We start from the raw sequence: 16,383 nt of genomic DNA, 5'->3' as shown, positions 1-16,383 counted from the left end.
GGTGGCGGCGCCGGGGTAACTCCCGGCGCTAGGCGTCGGTCACCACCACCAACGGGACATCGCGCTGCGGATGCCGCAGCACCAGCACCGGCTGCTGGTAGACGCGCTCGATGTGCTCCCGCGTCAGGACCTCGGTCGGCGTGCCATCGGCCGCCACGCGGCCCTGCTCCAGCAACACGATCCGGTCCGCATACGCAGCGGCCAGATTCAGATCATGCAACACCACGATCACACAGGCACCGGCATCGGCCAGGTCGCGGACCGCGCGCAGGGTGCGCTCCTGATGACGCAGATCCAATGCCGCCGTCGGTTCATCCAGCAACAACAACGGCGTGTCCTGGGTCAGCACGCGGGCGAAGGTCGTGCGCGCCGCCTCGCCACCGGACAGATGTTCCACTTCCTGCTCGATCAACGCATGCAGGTCCGCCCGCGCCAGCGCATCGGCGATGCAGGCCGCATCTTTGACCGGATCCGGCGGATGCGGCAGCCGCCCCATCGCCACTACTTCATGCACACGGAAGGCGAACCGCACCGCGTGCTCCTGCGGCATGACCGCGCGCTCACGTGCCAGCGGCTTGGCTTTCCAGTCCGCCAGCGCCTGTCCACGCAGCAGCACCTTGCCCTGCTCCGCGTCCAGATCGCCTGCGGCCACCGCCAGCAACGTTGACTTGCCCGCGCCGTTCGGCCCAACCAGCGCCGTCACCGTGCCGGGCACGAAATCCAGCGTGATGTCATCCAGAATGCGCCGCGCGCCGCGACTCAACTGCACCGACTGCAACTGCAGCAGCGGGCTCATGCGCCGCTCCGGTGGCGCTGACGCATCACCAGCCACAGGAAGAACGGCGCACCCAGCGCGGCCGAGAACAGGCCGAGCGGAATCTCCGACGGCGGATCCAGCGTGCGTGCGGCGGTGTCGGCGACCACGATCAGCAGCGCACCGGCGACGGCCGAGACCGGCAGCAGCCAGCGATGGCCGGGGCCGACCAGCAGACGCACGACGTGCGGCACGACCAGACCCACGAAACCGATCGAGCCGGCAAAGGCGACGGCGGCACCGACCAGCAGCGCGCTGAAGGCAATCAACTTGAGCCGCGTGCGCTTCACATCCAGCCCCAGGTGCTGGGCCTGGCGCTCACCGAGCGCGAGCATGTCCAAGGGTGTAGCCAGACGCAGCAACGCGATCGTGCCGAGCACGAACACCGGCGCCACCGCGATCACGTCCATCCAGTCGGCCTGGGCCAACGAACCCATCTGCCAGAACACCAGCGATTGCAGCTCGCTCTCGCTGGCGATGTAGGTCAGGAACCCGATCATCGCCGAGCAGAACGCCGCGATCGCAATGCCGACCAGCAGCAATGTCGCCGTGCCGGTGCCCTGCCCCGGTCGCGCCAGCAGGTACGTCAATGTGATCGCGCCACCGGCACCGGCGAACGCCGCCAGCGGTAGCGTCCACGCACCGAAGGCGCCGGCACCCAGCACGATCGCCGAGACCGCGCCCAAGGCAGCGCCCTGGGTCACGCCGACAATGCCGGGGTCGGCCAAGGGATTGCCAAACAACCCCTGCAGGCTCGCGCCGGCCATCGCCAGTGCGGCGCCCACCATCGCGCCCAACAAGGCACGCGGAATCCGCAGCTGCCATACCACGGCCAGGTCGCGGGTACTGACGCTGGCCGGATCGGCCAGCCCCAGCTTTACGCCGATCGCCTGCAGCACCTCCATCGGCGGCAACCGCAACGGGCCCACCGCGAACGAGGCAATGACTGCGATCAGCAGCCCCACCGCGGCCCAGATCAACACGGTCGCGCCGCGGCGACGCGCAGGACTCAACACCGCCATGCCTCAGGCACTCACGGGCGCGGAACGGTTGCAAATGCCGCGGCCAGTGCCACCGCACCACTGCCCGAGGCGACGCTGGCGGACTTCAACTCCACATCCGGCATCACCCACACGCGGTTGGCCGCACCGGCCGGCGTCTGCCGAAGCGTCGGATAGGCGCGCCACAGCCCGGCCTGGCCACCAAACAGGGCCAGATCGTTCTCGGTCACCAGGATCACGTCAGGCGCAGCGGCCACCACGCCTTCATTGCTGAGGGCCGAGTAGTTGGCCACACCGGCTTCGTCGCCGATGTTGATGCCGCCGGCGAGCGTGATCAGCTTGCCCGAGGCGCTGTCCGAGCCCGCCACGGTCGGCGCGCCGCCGGCACCGGTCGCGGACACGTGGATCACGCGCGGGTGCCATGCCAATGCGGCACCACCGGCCTTGGCCGCATCCAGCTGCGACTGCACTTTCGTGGCCAATGCTTCACCCTGCTCGGCCATGCCGACGGCGGCGGCGACCTTGCGCACCTTGTCCGCGGCCGGCTGCAGATCGTCGACGATCACCGCCGCCTCGCCTGCGCCGCGCAGCTTGGCAGCGAGATCGGAATGGCGGCGCAGGCTGTTGCCCAGGAACAGGGTGCCCTGCAGGCTCAACACGCCTTCCACGCCGGTGGTGCGGTTGAACAGAAATTGTTTGGGAGCCTTGCGGCCGGACGCGGTGGCCGAGCGCAGCGGCGCGGCGTAGACCTGGTCGTCCAGACCAAGCGCTTCGAGCACGGCGATGATGTCATCGCCACCGGCAATGATCCTGGAGGTATCGGTCACCGTCGTGGCCACACCATCATCGGAGGTGACCTGTGCCGGCAACTGCTGGGTGGCGCCGTCGATATCCGGCACGTCCACGCCCACCACGCGCTGCCAGCCCTCCGGCAGCGCTTCGGCGCCCTGCACGCCCGGTGCCGCGGCGGTATCGGCAGCCGGCGCGGCAGGCTCTTTCGAGCACCCGGCGATCACGGCAACCAGAGACAGCGCCAGCAGGCTGCGGCGGACAACAATCGACTTCATGGCAGTTCCTCTTCCATCAGAACGGCGGGGCTGTTCGCCCCGCCGCCAGTGCAACGCACTGCGCGAACCTCAGTTCGCGCGGGTGCTGATGCGGGTGATGCGGTCGCCCTTGGGATCCTGGGCATCACGCGACTTGTTGACGGCAAACACGTTGCCCTTGCCATCTTCACGCACATGGTTCGGGAAGGTGCCGCCATCCAGGTTGCCCACCACCTTGCCGTTGCCATCGACCACGGTCACCGTGCCGGCACCGCGATTGGTCACATAGGCCAGCTTGGACACCGGCTCGAAGGCGACGTTCAGCGCACCCGCGCCGACCGGCACGTCGTGCAGCACCTTGCCGCTGGCGACATCGACGATCAGCAGGTTGTCAGTGCCCTGCGAGGCCACGTACAGGCGACCTGCCGAAGCGTCATAGGCCACGCCGGAGGCGCTGATCGAGTTGCCCAGATCGATGACCTTCTCCACCTTGCCGGTGGTGGTGTCGATCACGGCCGCTTCGGGCGTGCCGATGCTGACGGTGAACAGCTTGCCGGCCGCTTCATCCAGCACCAGGCTCATCGGGACGAACTTCTTGTCGTCCACGCCCGAGGCCAGGGTGATCGGCTCCAGCGGCTGCAGGGTGCGGGCATCGAACACCGAGAGATGATCCTCACCGGCTGCCGAAGCGAATACCTTGCCATGACGGCCATCGACCACGACGTCGCGGGCATGCGGCACAGTGCCGACATCGAACTGGCGCACCAGCGACAGATCCTTCTGGCGATACACGGCCACGGTGTCCTGGCGGGTATTGGTGACCCACACGTTGCCATTGGCATCATCCACGCCCACGCCATAGACCGCGAACACCGCACCGCCCTTACCGCCCGGCACTTCCGCCGGAGTGATCTTGGCGGTGACCTTAAGGGTCTTCGGGTCCAGCTTGAGCAGCTGCGACTGGGTGACCGGCGGGCGACCGACAGCAGCGGTGACGAAGACCGCGTTGCTGGCCGCGCTGTACGCGGACTGGTACAGGCCCTGGACCAGTTTGGCCGAGGTCTGGTTGAAGTTCTGCTGCCCGCTCAGCGGCAGGTTCGGCGAAACGCGCAACGACAGCACGGCGGCGGCGGACGGCTGGCTGGCACGCACGATCACCGGCTGCTGGCCGGGCACGGCATCGGCCGGAATCGCGACCTTGCCCTTGAAGTTGCCCTCGGCATCGACCACGTACGGGGTGGCGTTGAGCACCGTTTCACCGCGCAGCAGGGTCACCTGCTGGCCCGGGACGAACTGGCGGCCGATCACCTCGGCGTCGCTGCCCGGCACCACGTTCTGGCCGCGGCTGACCACTTCACCGCGGAAGCCGTTGGCCGGCGCATCGAACACCGGCTGGGCGAACACGGTCGGGCTGGCCAGCGACAGCGCAAGGGCCAGGGTGGCGACGCGCGGGAGGGTTTTCAGGGTGTACATCAGCAGACTCCTTCTGTTGGGGGCGCGCCGGTTGGCGCGTTGTCACAGTGCTTGCCTTGGCGTGGCCGCGGTCCGTTGCGGCGGTGGCACACGGCCACGGAACTGCCTGGGTAACGAAAAATCAGGGGGCCGGCGCGGGCGTGCCGCTGCGATCGGCGATGCCATACAACTGGCTCAGCGTTGCCTTGAGCGATGCCGGCAGCATCGGCCCATGGCCAAGGCCGGGGAATTCGCGGTACTGCACGGTCAGGCCCGGCACCTTGGCCAGGCGGGTGGCCAGCTGCTGCGCGGCATCGGGGGTGGCGCCACCAATGCGGCGCAGATGCGCGACTACGCGCGGATTGGTCATGTCTCGCACGCCGCGGTTGCCGGTGCGCTCGTCGCCACCGAGCATCACCGTGACCTGTGCCGGCTGGCCTTGGGCGTTGGCGATGAACTGGCGCTCCATGTCGCCCAGCGGGGCGCCCTGGCTCCACCACAGTGACGGGCTGGCGGACACGTAATGCTGGAACGCGGCCGGGCGGGTATACAGCGTGCTGACCACGAACAGGCCGCCGAGCGAATGGCCCCATAGTGACTGCTGCTGCAGATCGATGCTGGCGCGGCGCTGCACTTCCGGCTTGATCCGGCGCTCGATCAGATCCAGGAACGCATACGCACCACCACCGCTGGACTGCGACGTGCCGTTCTCGTCGTCAGCGGTATCGATCCACGCGGTGTAGTCGCGGGTACGCGCCGGCGAATCGATGCGCAGATCGTTGTCGTAGCCGATGAACACCAGCACCGGCGCGGCATGTGCGGCCAGATCGGTAAGCATCGCCTGGTCGAGCACCATCGCCGCGGCATTGCCATCCAGCATGTACAGCACCGGTGCCGGCGTCGCCGAGGCCTTGGCCGGCACGCCGACATTCACCCGCCAGCGGCGGGCCTTGTCGGGGCTGTCGAGCACGAAATGCTCGAAACGATAGCTCTGCGCCGGCTGATCCAGCACCGTCTCACCGACCTTCTGCTCGGGATTGCGCTGCTGCGCCGAGGCGGGCGACAACGCCGCCATGCCGATGGCGGTCGCCACGCCCAGCGTGCGCAACCACGGCGATACGGAAGAGATCAGCGACGACGAAACAATCATGACTACCCGGAGCGAGGGACGGTGCTATCGCGCCAGTGTAACTCAAATGAGAATGGGTATCACTGACGTTGCGCCACCCGGTTCAGCGCGCGCAATCGCCCGAGGCCTTGCGCGCGGCACCCACCGTTGCACCGCCCTTGCCACTGGCCGACATCCAGCCCTTCAAGGACATGCCGTCCGGCACGGACGCTCCCATCGGCGCTGCGGAGATCACCAGCTCGCGCGCGGTGCCGACCGGCTCAAGCTCGGCCAGGCGCGCCGCCTTGTCACCGTCGGTGCTGACGATGTCATCCGGCCCCGACGATGGGGTGCTCGTGGTGTTTCCCGTCTTGGCCACCCTGATCCGCAGCTCCCCGTCGGCCCCGTTACTTACCGTCACCGCGTACTGCTCCTTGCCATAGGCCCACGGAGTCTCGCGCTGCACCGTGGAGGCCTGCCCTTCGGCCGGCAGCTCCAGCGTGTCGCCCGCAATGCTCTGCGCCATCGCCATGCCGCCCATCACCGCCATGTACAGGCCATACGCACGCATCTGCTTCTCTTCCTGCGTCTTCGCCGCAGGCGCGCCGGGCCAGCTCGCGTCGAGATTCATATGCGCCTTGCCATTGCACAGCGTCAGCACCAGCGGCTCACCTTCACCCTCGCCGACCCGGATCAAGCTGTCGCCGTTCTGGAACTGCTGCACGCGGCCAAGCAGTGACGCGCCACTCGGCGGCACCTGGTTCACCTGGACAGTCGATGCATTCTTGAGGCGCTCACTCAACGACAGTGCTGCAGCGCTGGTGGGCACTGCCGCAGCGATAGCAGCAGTAAGTACTGCAACGGTGACAAAAGCGCGCATGGCATCCAGTCCAGAAGGGCGGGACATCATACGCGCCCGATCACGCCCGCTTCGCGGCCAGCGCATCGCAGCCGTGCCGCACTTCATGCCAGCCTGCGCAGCACTCAACCACGCATGACCATCGCCTCGATCGTCGCGGCAAGCTCCTGCTCGGCCTGTGCGGGCGTGATGTCACCGGCAGTCGCCGCAGAACAGAGCCCTTCGGCGGCACCCAGCATGCCCCACAGCCCGGCCTGACCCAGAGTACTTTCGGGCGCGAACGGAGACAGCAGCGCGCGACACTGATCGAGAAACACGACGTCATACTCGCGCTTGATACGCGCCAGCTCCGGTGAGCCGGCCAGCGCAGCAATCACGCCGGGAATCTCGCGCCCCTGCTTCATCACGCAGGCCACGTAGGCCTCGGCGATGACCTGCGCTTTCTCCGCGAGTGTCGGGCCGCTGCTGGCAAACAGCGTCTCCATCACCACGCCCTGCCGTGCGTCGAAATCACGATACAGCGCGGCCAACAGACCCGCCCGCGTACCGAAATGGTCATACACCACCGGCTTGGTGACCCCGGCCTGCTCGGCCAGCCGCCCCAGCGTCAGGGCGTCGGTGCCCTCTTCGCGTATCAGCCGCCACGCCGTCTCCAGCAACTGGCGAAGGCGGTCGTCGCGCGTCATCCGGCGCCGGGTCGGCACCGAGGCAGCAGGATCAGATGGGCTTGACATAGCTATATACCAATCGTAACTTACGAAGTGTAACTTACCGAAAGTATACAGCCTCCCCTATCCCCTTGGACTCCGATGCACACCCTGATCGTCACCGCTCACCCCCATCCCGACGCACTGACCCACACCGTGGCCCGCCACATCGCCGAGGGCATCACCTCGACAGCTGCCGGCGCCACGGTCGAACTGGCCGACCTGAGTGCCGAGGGCTTCGACCCGCGCTTCAATCAGGACGACATGCAGGGCCATCAACGCCTGGCGCCCTTTCCCGCTGATGTACTGGCCGAACAGGCCCGACTGGACCGCGCCACTGCATTGGTGCTGGTCTTCCCTGTGTATTGGTGGAGCATGCCGGCCCTCATGAAGGGCTGGATCGACCGCGTGTTTTCCAATGGGTGGGCTTATGACGACAGCAGTGGCCAGGGGGTGCTCAAGAAACTGGGGCATCTGTCCATTCACCTGGTCAGCCTCGGCGGTGCTGACGAACGCACGTGGCAGAAGCGTGGCTATACCGACGCGATGAAGACCCAGATCGAGACCGGCATCTTCGACTACTGCGGCGCGCCGGTGCTGTCGTCCACGCTGCTGCTGGAAACGGACTCGGGCGACGTGCAGGCCCACCTGCAGACTGCATTCGCACTGGGCGAATACATGGCAACCGCGTCCATGGATGCCAACGCATCTCACATTTCATGATTCACAGCAGCGCCATGCGCGCAACTGTGACGTACAGCCGACGCGAGCGCCGTCACGCGCTTTAGGCTTCGGCAACTGATCGGCACTACATGCCACATTCGCCAAGGTTCTGCATGAAGTACTTATCCGTTCTGTTGCTGCTGCTCTCCGCAACGCAGGCGCAAGCGCTGACGTTGACCAACGCGCACTGGCGCGTCCATATCGATCCCGCAACGCTGGCGGCCTCCATCACCGCTGCCGACGGCACCACGACCCAGGTTTCCTCCGCGGGCGATGTCGGCACGGTGTCAGCGCTGGTGCAGACCCGCGACACCGGCCATTGGCAATGGGGTGAGACAACCGAAGTGCGCGCTGCACTGGCGGGCGATACGCTGCAGATGACGTTCCAGCGAAGCACCATCGGCAGCATCCACTGGCCACGACTGCCAGCGGGCCCACACGCCTTGCTGCTGCCACTGCACGAGGGCTACTACCTTCCCGCCGACGACACCGTCTGGCGCGATGAGCTCATCGACGCTTACGGCGAGATCAACACCACCGAAGACCTCACCCTGCCCGTGATCGGCTTGGCGTGGCAGGATCGCGTGCTGTCGATCCTGTTCGCCACACCGTTCAACAACACCGTGCGCTTCAGCCCGGACGGGCCGGGTGTCGCAGTGGCCGCCGAGCACCACGTCAATGCCCTCAACCAGGCCGACCCGTATACCGTCATCGTCAGCCTGGATGCGCCGGATTGGCTGGCCCCGGCCAAACGCTACCGGCACTGGCTGCAGGCGCAGGGCGGCTTCGTACCACTGAAGGACAAACTCGCCCAGCTGCCCGACGGTCACAAGCTGATCGGTGCCAGTCACCTTTATCTGTGGGGCGATCGGCTGCTGGTCGAACAGGACGTGCGTGACTGGGCCGCTCTGAAATCACTGCTGCCGCGGGCATGGATCACCAAGGACGCCGAAGCGCTGCAGGCGCTCACCGCCGAATACAGCGGCCCGTATGTACAGCAGGTGTTGGTGGCCGCCATCAATGCCGCGCTGGCGGAACAGTTTCCCGGTGACACGGCCGAGTCCCTGCAGCAGCGCAGGCAACAGTTGGACGTAACGCTGGGCAAGGCGCTAAAGCCCGACGCGCTTCGGGGCGACAGCGCATCGCCGCGGATGATCCATGCCCTGCAGGCTGCCGGCCTGCCACGCCTCTGGCTCGGGCTGCCGGACTGGACCGCCGGTTGGGCGAGCCCTGACGCCGTGGACGCCGCCGCGAAGGCCGGGTATCTGGTGGCACCTTACGACTCCTATGACACCGCCCTGCCCGACGGCAACGACAATCCTTCCTGGCTCTCAGCACAGCTGGGGCAGGACGCATTCGAGCGCTGCGGGATCATGAAACCCGACGGCGAGCGCATCAAAGGCTTCCAGGGCAACGGGGTGTACACCAACGCGGCCTGCATCCGCCCGCTGATGGAACGGCGCGTGCGCACCCTTCGCGCCGACGCGCCCTACAACAGCTGGTTCCTGGATGTGGCCGCGACCGGCATGTTGTTCGATGACGTGGATCCAGCCAAACCGACCTCACAGGCCCAGGACGCCGGCAACCGGAACGCAGCACTGGCCTGGCTGGCCGATACCCAGAAATTGGTGGTCGGCTCTGAAGTGGGCTCGGCCGTCGTCAACCGCCATATCGCGTTCGCCCACGGCGCACAGACCTCCGGCTTCGGCTGGGCCGATCCGCAGATGCGCCGGGAGCGCGCCTCCCCCTACTACCTCGGCGCCTGGGCGCCAGAGCACCAGCCCGCCTTCTTCTTCAGACAGAGCCAGCTCAAACCGCGGTACCAGCAGCTCTATTTCAACCCGGCCCGTCGCCTGCCATTGCTGCAGGCTGCCTTCCACGACAGCGTGGTCAGCACCCATCACTGGACCCTGGACAGCCTCAAGTTCCGCGAGAGCCGCAGTACCACCGAGCTGCTGCAGCAGCTGTACAACGTGCCACCGCTGCTCAACCTCAGCGTCGCGACCGCCGCATCACGGATCGCCTACCTGCGCCATCTGGACGCCTTCTTCCGGCCGCTGCATCAGGCCCTGTTCGATCAGGCACTGGTCGACTTCCGCTGGCGCGATACCGCCGGCCAGGTGCAGCAGACTACGTTCACCGACGGCAGCGTGATCGTGGCCAACTTCTCCGATCAACCGCAGCAGGTCGATACGCACACCCTACCCCCGCGCAGCGCGACCGCGCGGCTTGCAGATGGCCGAACGTTCACCTTCACCTCGCCGACATCGCCGTAGACCGGCTCACTGTCCAGCCCCGTGCGCGCCCACCACACCGGTGAGCGCGCCCGAATCCATTACTCTTTCGTTTCTTCCGCCTTCCACGCCGCGACCTTCGCCTTGGTCTGCTCCAGCAGCGCATCGAGCGCTTTGCGGTCATACCCCTGGCCGCGCAGGACCACGTACTGGATGTCACGCGTGGCCTCGATGTCCTCCAGCGGATTGCGCTCCAGCAATACCAGATCGGCGGCCTTGCCTGGCGCGACCGCACCGTATCGGTCCAGCGTACCGAACCAGGCCGGGCCCGCGCGCGTCGCCGCCGAGAGCGCCTGCGCCGGGCTCAGCCCTTCCTTGACGAACAGTGACAGTTCGTCATGCAGGCCGATGCCCGGATAGTTGAACGAGTTGAGGAAGCCCGCATCGGTGCCGGCCATGATCGTGACCCCGGCCTGCTGCAGCATCGGCAGTACCGCAGCGACCTGGTGGTACTCCTGATGCCGGGCCTGGATCTGTGCCGGCGTCGCCTTGGCCGCACGCTCGACGCGCCAAGCGTAGGTGGCCTGCAGCTTCGGACCGATGTAGGCCAGATAGGGATCGTCGTGATGGTCGTCCTGGTCCAGGAAGTCCAGGATGCGTCCGCCGTTGAGTGTCGGCGTCACGAATACGCCCTTGGTCGCGAAACCGCGATAGGCGGCCATGGCAGTGTCACGGTCGAAACCCGCATCCAGTCGTGCGTTGGCCTGGGCACGATCAATCCGCTTGGCCGCGAAGTCCGCGGCAATGGCCGCCTCATCCTTGACCCCGGCCTTGTAGGCGTAGTCCAGGTGCTCGATCGAGCTGATACCGGCATCGACGGCCTGCTGCACGGTCAACGCCATCGGGATGTGGCCGGAGGCACGCAGCCCATTGGCGCGCGCGCCGCGCACGGCAGCCAGGAACAGCTCCGGGGTCAGGGTGCTGTCGGTGATTTTGACGAAATCGACGCGGTCGCGTTTGAGGCGCACGAACGCCGCATCCAGATCGGCCTGCGAGCCCACTTCAATGGTGCCCTTCCAGACCGGCTTGACGCCTTCGATCTTTGCCCCGGAGGTGAACAGCTGCGGGCCAGCCAGTTGGCCGCTGGCGATCTCACCGCGCCACTGCAGTACCTGCTCGGGCAGATCTCCAGAAGCATCACGGATGGTGGTGATGCCATGGGCGATGTACAGCGGGAGCAGCGCCTTGTTCTCGTCGATGAGCGCCGGGCCGCCGCCGAAATGCACGTGCATGTCCCACAGCCCGGGAATCAGATAGCGCCCCTTGCCATCGACGTCCTGCCTGGCTCGCCACGCTTTGCGCATCGCCCGGTCATTGCCGACCGCGACGATGTCCTGGCCACGTACCACGACCGTCTGATCGGCCACCGTCGTGGCGCGCTCGACGTCGACCACGGTGGCATGGCGGATCATCAGATCGGCCTGCTCGGCTGCGAACGCGGAAGGGGCCAGTGCAAGCAGCACCGGGATCGCAAGACGGAAGGACATGGAGATCGCACCGGAAAAAAGAGAACCGGGCCACCTTACGGTCAGGCCCGGCACATTCACCAGTTAAATTTCAGCATGATGCGCATGCACAATTGCAATGGAGCCTGTTGCAATACGCAGCAGCCTCAGTTCTCGCCCTGCATGGCCGGGCGGGCCTGCACCTGCTGCAGCCAGGCTGCAACCGCCGGATGCGCATCCACCACCGCCCCCAGATGGGTGCCGTAGCCCACCACCTGGCCAACCACCAGATCCACCAACGAGTATGCCTCGCCAACCATCCACGGCTGCTGCGACAGGCGCGCCTCCAACAGATCCAGCAGTTCGTTGGCGGCACGGATGCCCGCCGCCGCATGCTCCACGCTGCGCAGCGCATCGTCCACGGTCGCCAGCCATACCCGCCCCAGCACCGCTGCGTAGGTAACGTACGCCCACGTGCACCAGGACATCGCCTCCAGTCGAGCCGGGGTCCCCGCCGCCGGCCACAGGCCCTGGCCCACCCCGTACTGCTCGCCCAACCACAGGTGGATGGCCAGACCTTCATACAGGGGCGTGCCGTCCACCACCAGGCACGGGACCTTGCCGTTCGGATTGATCGCCAGATACGCAGGCGTGCGCTGCTCGCCGTTGCGGATGTCGATCTTGACCCGGTCGTGCGGGACGGACAGCTCGGCCAGAGCGCACGCGACCGGGGTGGCGCTGGACATGGGGTGCCAATAGAAAACCAGTGACATTGAAGAACTCCTTGAAAGGGGCGGAAAGGTCCGGCGGAACAGGTGCTGCACCGTGCCCTCAAGACTAGGCAGCATTGCGGACAGAATCGGCCCGCAATGGCTGTTACGCTGGCGCGCATGCTGACCGCCTCCGCCCGCCTGCTGAGCCTGCTTTCGTTGCTGCAATCCCGCCCGCACTGGGCCGGCGGCGAGCTGGCCGAGCGCATGGCCATCCACCCGCGCACGCTGCGGCGGGACATTGATCGCCTGCGCCAGCTTGGCTACCCCATCCACGCCAGCACCGGCATCGCCGGCGGCTATGCGTTCCGTCCGGGGCGCGCATTACCGCCACTGCTGCTGGATGACGAGGAAGCACTGGCGGCCGCTGTCGCGCTGCGCACGGCCGTGACCGGCACGATCAGCGGCATCGAGCAGACCGCGATCACGGCGCTGGTGAAAATCGAACAGGCCATGCCGCCGCGACTGCGCCCCCGGCTGGCCGCGCTGCGCTCGACGCTTCTCCCCGCCAGCCCGATCGGTCCGCAGGTCGATGCGGGGCGGCTGACCACCCTCGCCTGCGCCTGTCGCGACCAGGTGCAACTCCGCTTCGACTACACCGACCGCGAGGGTGTCTCCAGCGCCCGCCAGGTCGAGCCCCAAGGCGTGGTGCATACCGATCGCCGGTGGTACCTGGTCGCCTGGGACACCGGGCGCAATGACTGGCGCACCTTCCGCATCGACCGGATCGCCAGCGCACCGCTGGTGGGCGCGCACTTTGCACCCCGCGCAGGCCCAGGCGACGGTGACCTGCGCCAATGGGTCGCCCGCTCGCTCTCACTGGGCCAGTACCACGACGAGGCCCGGATCATCCTGCATGCGCCGCTGTCGGTCATGCGCCAGCAGATACCGGCATCGGCCGGGGAGCTGGAAGCGGTCGATGATCTGCGCTGCCTGCTGCGCTGCGCCGCCAACCCCTTGGGAACGGTGGTGTACTGGCTGTTGGCGCTGGGTCTGGACTTCGAGGTGCTGGGACCCCCTGCGCTGCATCAGGCCATGCGCGAGGCGCGCGAGCGGATCACTCGCAGCCTGGCCCGTAGCGAACCGTCGGACGCCTAGGCAGGCACCAACAGCACCTGACCGCATGCGCGTCGACATTGGCGCCGACAGCCATTGCGATTCAGAATGACGGCATGACCGCAAGTGAAAAACCGAATCGCACCCTGTTCGACCTGGACCTGCTGCGCGCCATGGTGATGGTGGCCGACTGCGCAAGCTTCACCACGGCGGCGGCGCGTCTGCACTCCACCCAATCCACCATCAGCCAGAAGATCCGTCGGCTGGAGGAGATGGCGGGCCATCCACTGCTGGTGCGCGGCAACCGCGACGTGCATCCCACCGATGCCGGGCAGCTCGTGCTTGGCCATGCCCGCCAACTGCTGGCGCTCAATGACCAACTGCTCGAAGCGCTTGCCGGCACCACGGTGGCCGTCACCGTCCGGCTGGGTGTGCCGGAAGACTTCGTCAGCGCCGCGACCACCCAGCTGCTCGGCGCCTTCAACCGCGAGCACCCCCAGGTCAAGCTGGAAGTCACCAGCGGCCTCAGCCGCGACCTGGCCAATGGCTACGATCACGGCGAACTCGATCTGATCCTGGTCAAGCAGCGCCGCAACAGCCGCGCCGCCATGGCCTGCTGGCCGGAGACCATGGTCTGGATCGACAGTGCCCGCAATGGCTGCATCGGCCTGGATCCGGTGCCATTGGTCACCTTCCCGCCGCGCGGGCTGTATCGCGACGACATCATCGATGCCATCGAAGCACTCGGCCGCCGCTGGCGGATCAGCTTCACCAGTTCCAGCCTGAGCGGCATCCAGGGCGCCGTCGCCGATGGCATGGGCATCAGCCTGCTGCCGGCGCGCGCCCTGAGTCGCGAGCACACCGTGCTGGGTCCGGAACAAGGGTTGCCGCCCATCGACACGTTCGAGATCGCGCTGCTTCACCGCACCACAGCCGACCCGCTGGTCAAAGCCCTGGCCGTGCGCCTGACGGGCCTGCTCGATCAGGAACGGGCGGGTGCGCTTACTTGAGCTGCAGCGGGTAGCGCTGCCAGAGCACGTGTACCAGGAAGCCGGTCAGTTCCGGGTCCTTGCTGGTGATCGAGGCGCGGATCTTGTCCAGCAGCACCATGTCGCTGCAGTTGCGCACATCGGCATGCCCGGCCTGCCCGGCGCGGCGCGCACGGTAACGGGCCGCACGCTGTGCATCGGTCATCGCGTAGCCGAACGTGGGCGGACGGCCGCGCTTGCGCGGCAGCGTCAGTTCCAGTGTTCCGGGGTCTTGTTCATCGCGCATGACGGACGAGGATGCAAACGGGGGCGCGCACGATATCGTGAGACATCACTTTAATCCAGCGTTTTGCGTGGATTTCTGCGATGGCAGCGTGTGAACCTCAGCGCCACGCCTCGGCCACACGCGCGCCAGCCCACACCAGCAGCATGCCACCGAGCAGACTGATGCCCAGATACAGCGGCACCATCAGGCTTCGATCCGCGCGGGTAAACACCAGCGACTCCAGCATCATCGACGAAAACGTGGTCAACCCGCCCACGATTCCCACGATCAGAAAGGCGCGCCAGTACACCGCGGCCGTGCCACGACTCTGCAGCCAGATCATCACGTAACCCGCCACGAACGCGCCGACCAGGTTCACCGTCAGCGTGCCCCACGGGAAGCCAGTACCGAACTGGCGCAGCATCGCATCGCCGATCATGAAACGCAGCGCCGCGCCCAGTGCGCCGCCGGCCATCACCAGCCCGAGCTGCTGCCACCACAGGCCAATGCCGTCCATCAGTCCGCGCCCTTCTCCGCACGCGCCTGTTCCCGGGCGGCACGCAAGCGGTCCAGCTTCTCTTTCAGCTTGATCTCAAGCCCGCGCGGCACCGGCTCGTAATACACCCGCTCGCCCATCGCATCGGGGAAACCGGTCTGGTCCAGCGCGATGCCGCCGTCGGCATCGTGATCGTACTGATAGGTCTTGCCGTAGCCCAGCTCCTTCATCAGCTTGGTCGGCGCATTGCGAAGGTGCAGCGGCACCTCCTGGGTACCGGTCTCGCGCACTTCCTGCTTGGCCTTGTTGAAGGCGGCATAGCCGGCGTTCGACTTGGCGGTACTGGCCAGATACAGCACCAGCTGCGCGAACGCGAGCTCGCCTTCCGGGCTGCCCAGCCGCTCGTAGATGTCCCAGGCTTCCAGCGCCATCGACTGCGCGCGCGGATCGGCCAACCCGATATCCTCGATCGCCATCCGGGTCAGGCGACGTGCCAGATACGACGGATCACAGCCACCATCGAGCATGCGCGTCAGCCAGTACAGCGCGGCATCCGGGTTGGAGCTGCGCACGGATTTGTGCAGCGCCGAGATCTGGTCGTAGAACTGCTCGCCGCCCTTGTCGAAGCGACGCGTGCGGTCTGCCAGCACCTGCACCAGCATCTCCGGACTGATCCGCCCGCCGTCGCCACTGGCCAGCTCGGCCGCGATCTCCAGCAGGGTCAGGCCGCGTCGCACATCGCCATCGGCGGCGGTGGCGATCTCCAGCAACGCCTCCGGCGCCACCTGCAGCTGCTCCGCGCCCAGGCCACGCTCGGTGTCCTGCAGCGCACGCTCCAGCGCCTCCACGATGTCCGCCGGAGACACCGACTCCAGCACGTGCACGCGGCACCGCGACAGCAGCGCCGAGTTCAGTTCGAACGAAGGGTTTTCGGTGGTGGCGCCCACGAACACGATGGTGCCGCGTTCGATATGCGGCAGGAACGCATCCTGCTGGGCTTTGTTGAAACGGTGCACTTCGTCCACGAACAGCACCGTGCGACGCCCTTCGGCGAAGCGCTGCGCGGCTTCGGCCAGCACCTGGCGCACCTCGGGCAGACCGGACAGCACGGCCGAGATCGCACGGAACTCGGCATCGGCGTAATGCGCCAGCAGCAGCGAGAGTGTGGTCTTGCCGCAGCCTGGCGGGCCCCACAGGATCATCGAGTGCACATGGCCGGACTCGACGGCCCGGCGCAGCGCGCTGCCCGGTGCGAGCAGGCGCTTCTGGCCCACCATTTCATCCAGCGTCTGCGGGCGCATCCGCTCGGCGAGCGGACGCATGTTGTCCCGATCCACGGTCAGCAGATCGGGCCCATT

16 protein-coding genes are annotated in these 16,383 nt (G+C 66.9%); 4 read left to right on the top strand and 12 right to left on the bottom strand.

Translation table 11 applies throughout. The annotated features are described in order from the left end of the window. Positions 1 to 28: 28 nt before the first annotated feature. From K4043_RS01555 to K4043_RS01525, 7 genes are all read right to left on the bottom strand, one after another. Complete coding sequence (locus K4043_RS01555; RefSeq protein WP_265307920.1) at positions 29 to 796, bottom strand: heme ABC transporter ATP-binding protein; 768 nt, start codon at positions 794 to 796, stop codon at positions 29 to 31. Continuing rightward, a complete protein-coding gene (locus tag K4043_RS01550; RefSeq protein WP_321160133.1) occupies positions 793 to 1,827 on the bottom strand; it encodes an iron ABC transporter permease in 1,035 nt (344 codons plus the stop codon). Before K4043_RS01550 ends, K4043_RS01555 begins: the two co-directional genes overlap by 4 nt. A 20-nt stretch (positions 1,828 to 1,847) precedes the next feature. Further along, on the bottom strand, positions 1,848 to 2,882 hold the full coding sequence (locus tag K4043_RS01545) for an ABC transporter substrate-binding protein (RefSeq protein ID WP_265307918.1): 1,035 nt from the start codon (positions 2,880 to 2,882) through the stop codon (positions 1,848 to 1,850). 69 nt (positions 2,883 to 2,951) lie between these two features. Further along, entirely contained in the window at positions 2,952 to 4,334 is a 1,383-nt protein-coding gene (locus K4043_RS01540) for an ATP-binding protein (protein WP_265307917.1), read from the bottom strand. 121 nt (positions 4,335 to 4,455) lie between these two features. Next, positions 4,456 to 5,463 (bottom strand): alpha/beta hydrolase-fold protein, encoded by a 1,008-nt coding sequence (locus K4043_RS01535; RefSeq protein ID WP_123729255.1) that lies wholly within the window; start codon positions 5,461 to 5,463, stop codon positions 4,456 to 4,458. An 82-nt stretch (positions 5,464 to 5,545) separates the two neighbouring features. Further along, entirely contained in the window at positions 5,546 to 6,301 is a 756-nt protein-coding gene (locus tag K4043_RS01530) for a hypothetical protein (RefSeq protein WP_265307916.1), read from the bottom strand. A 104-nt stretch (positions 6,302 to 6,405) separates the two neighbouring features. After that, positions 6,406 to 6,966 (bottom strand): TetR/AcrR family transcriptional regulator, encoded by a 561-nt coding sequence (locus K4043_RS01525; protein WP_265307915.1) that lies wholly within the window; start codon positions 6,964 to 6,966, stop codon positions 6,406 to 6,408. Positions 6,967 to 7,089: 123 nt separating this feature from the next. Between K4043_RS01525 and K4043_RS01520 the strand changes: the two genes are divergently transcribed. Further along, entirely contained in the window at positions 7,090 to 7,710 is a 621-nt protein-coding gene (locus K4043_RS01520; RefSeq protein ID WP_265307914.1) for an NAD(P)H-dependent oxidoreductase, read from the top strand. Positions 7,711 to 7,823: 113 nt separating this feature from the next. Beyond that, entirely contained in the window at positions 7,824 to 9,986 is a 2,163-nt protein-coding gene (locus tag K4043_RS01515; protein WP_265307913.1) for a glycoside hydrolase, read from the top strand. A 59-nt stretch (positions 9,987 to 10,045) separates the two neighbouring features. On the opposite strand, the gene K4043_RS01510 is transcribed toward K4043_RS01515, so the two are convergent. Together K4043_RS01510 and K4043_RS01505 are read right to left on the bottom strand one after the other, a co-directional pair. Beyond that, positions 10,046 to 11,491, bottom strand: coding sequence for an amidohydrolase family protein (locus K4043_RS01510; RefSeq protein WP_265307912.1), 1,446 nt, complete (start codon positions 11,489 to 11,491; stop codon positions 10,046 to 10,048). Between the two features lie 125 nt (positions 11,492 to 11,616). After that, positions 11,617 to 12,222 carry a glutathione S-transferase family protein gene (locus K4043_RS01505; protein WP_265307911.1) on the bottom strand — a complete coding sequence of 202 codons (606 nt, stop codon included), beginning with the start codon at positions 12,220 to 12,222 and terminating at the stop codon, positions 11,617 to 11,619. 96 nt (positions 12,223 to 12,318) lie between these two features. On the opposite strand from K4043_RS01505, the gene K4043_RS01500 reads away from it, so the two are divergent. Together K4043_RS01500 and K4043_RS01495 are read left to right on the top strand one after the other, a co-directional pair. After that, positions 12,319 to 13,317, top strand: coding sequence for a WYL domain-containing protein (locus K4043_RS01500; RefSeq protein ID WP_265307910.1), 999 nt, complete (start codon positions 12,319 to 12,321; stop codon positions 13,315 to 13,317). A 74-nt stretch (positions 13,318 to 13,391) separates the two neighbouring features. After that, complete coding sequence (locus tag K4043_RS01495; RefSeq protein WP_265307909.1) at positions 13,392 to 14,285, top strand: LysR substrate-binding domain-containing protein; 894 nt, start codon at positions 13,392 to 13,394, stop codon at positions 14,283 to 14,285. On the opposite strand, the gene K4043_RS01490 is transcribed toward K4043_RS01495, so the two are convergent. The 3 genes from K4043_RS01490 to K4043_RS01480 form a co-directional block, all read right to left on the bottom strand. Further along, the gene (locus tag K4043_RS01490; RefSeq protein ID WP_019184750.1) at positions 14,278 to 14,550 is read right to left on the bottom strand and encodes a hypothetical protein; all 273 of its coding nucleotides are present in this window, start codon (positions 14,548 to 14,550) and stop codon (positions 14,278 to 14,280) included. The two genes, K4043_RS01495 and K4043_RS01490, sit on opposite strands and share 8 nt — an antisense overlap. Before the next feature lie 97 nt (positions 14,551 to 14,647). Next, positions 14,648 to 15,046, bottom strand: coding sequence for a fluoride efflux transporter CrcB (gene crcB, locus K4043_RS01485; RefSeq protein WP_265307908.1), 399 nt, complete (start codon positions 15,044 to 15,046; stop codon positions 14,648 to 14,650). After that, on the bottom strand, positions 15,046 to 16,347 hold the full coding sequence (locus K4043_RS01480; RefSeq protein WP_260232189.1) for a replication-associated recombination protein A: 1,302 nt from the start codon (positions 16,345 to 16,347) through the stop codon (positions 15,046 to 15,048). Before K4043_RS01480 ends, crcB begins: the two co-directional genes overlap by 1 nt. Positions 16,348 to 16,383: the final 36 nt, after the last annotated feature.

The organism is Stenotrophomonas sp. SRS1, from assembly GCF_026130205.1.
In the GTDB taxonomy this organism is placed as follows: Bacteria; Pseudomonadota; Gammaproteobacteria; order Xanthomonadales; family Xanthomonadaceae; genus Stenotrophomonas; species Stenotrophomonas rhizophila_B.
This window is presented reverse-complemented; position numbering and strand designations above follow the sequence as displayed.